Below are 1,128 nucleotides of genomic sequence, written 5' to 3'. Positions count from 1 at the left end.
GACCGGGCAAGGTCAGCGCAAGGCTCAAGCCGGCAGCGCCGCTGCCAATTACCAGAACATCATGTTGAAACTGTTGGCTCATTTCAGGATTCCGCTCAAAGCGACCCGGGTCGGGGGTGGCGCAGCCGGACTGGCGAGTCGAGTCGGCCGCACTGCCCACTAGTATATAGAGGGGGGGAGCGGCACAATACCCGAGCCAGCATGGCATTGTGAAACTACTGTGACGCAAAACATCGGTCGCTTCGTCGGATGTTTTTCTGCCCGTTGGGCGCGAGAATGACTGTATCGCCGATTTAACAGTCATTTTCGCTTCACGGTTGCACAATGTCAGTCCGGTGCAGCTATAAATATTTGGAACTTTTGCCAAAGGGCCAAGATCAATAGACGGTTGCCTGAAACAAGGGACAGCGTCGGCTTCAGTGAGGTATTGCGGTCCGATCCTTGCCGAAGAATCCGATGACAAGATTATTCGCGCAGCCGGGTCAACTCGCGCTGCGCTTTTCGTGCGTGCCAAATCAGAGCCCGCAGGAAACTTGCCTGGAGGGGGAGAACTTTTGCGAAAAGCCCGAGTCTATGTTTGCAAGTCTGGTGGTTTACTTCTGCAAGCCTCCTCCGAGCTCATCGAGGAGTGTTCATGCTAACCCAGGAAGAGGATCAGCAACTGGTCGAGCGCGTTCAGCGCGGCGACAAGCGTGCTTTCGATCTGCTAGTGCTGAAATACCAGCACAAAATTCTCGGGTTGATCGTGCGTTTCGTGCACGACACCCATGAAGCCCAGGATGTGGCACAAGAAGCCTTTATCAAGGCATACCGTGCACTTGGAAATTTTCGCGGAGACAGCGCGTTTTATACGTGGCTTTACCGCATCGCCATCAACACGGCGAAAAACTATCTGGTTTCACGCGGCCGTCGGCCGCCGGATAGCGATGTCAGTTCCGAGGATGCAGAGTTCTACGATGGCGATCACGGCCTCAAGGATCTCGAGTCGCCAGAACGGGCTTTGCTGCGGGATGAGATCGAAGGCACCGTCCATCGAACCATTCAGCAACTGCCGGAAGATTTGCGTACGGCTTTAACTTTACGTGAGTTTGATGGTCTGAGTTACGAGGACATTGCGAGCGTCATGCA

Annotated in this window: 2 protein-coding genes; one reads left to right on the top strand and one right to left on the bottom strand. The window is 54.5% G+C overall.

Annotation, left to right across the window (positions count from 1 at the left end; genetic code table 11):
• Positions 1-82: FAD-binding protein (locus ACRESJ_RS16335; RefSeq protein WP_431758825.1), on the bottom strand; the 82-nt coding region annotated here is incomplete at its 3' end.
• 552 nt (positions 83-634) lie between these two features.
• Between ACRESJ_RS16335 and rpoE the strand changes: the two genes are divergently transcribed.
• On the top strand, positions 635-1,128 hold a 494-nt coding region (gene rpoE, locus ACRESJ_RS16330), incomplete at its 3' end, for an RNA polymerase sigma factor RpoE (protein ID WP_431758824.1).

Origin of the sequence: Pseudomonas sp. (genome assembly GCF_050739655.1) — a bacterium.
Taxonomy (GTDB): domain Bacteria; phylum Pseudomonadota; class Gammaproteobacteria; order Pseudomonadales; family Pseudomonadaceae; genus Aquipseudomonas.
The sequence above is the reverse complement of the archived record's forward strand: the minus strand, read 5'-3'. Positions and strand labels throughout refer to the sequence as shown.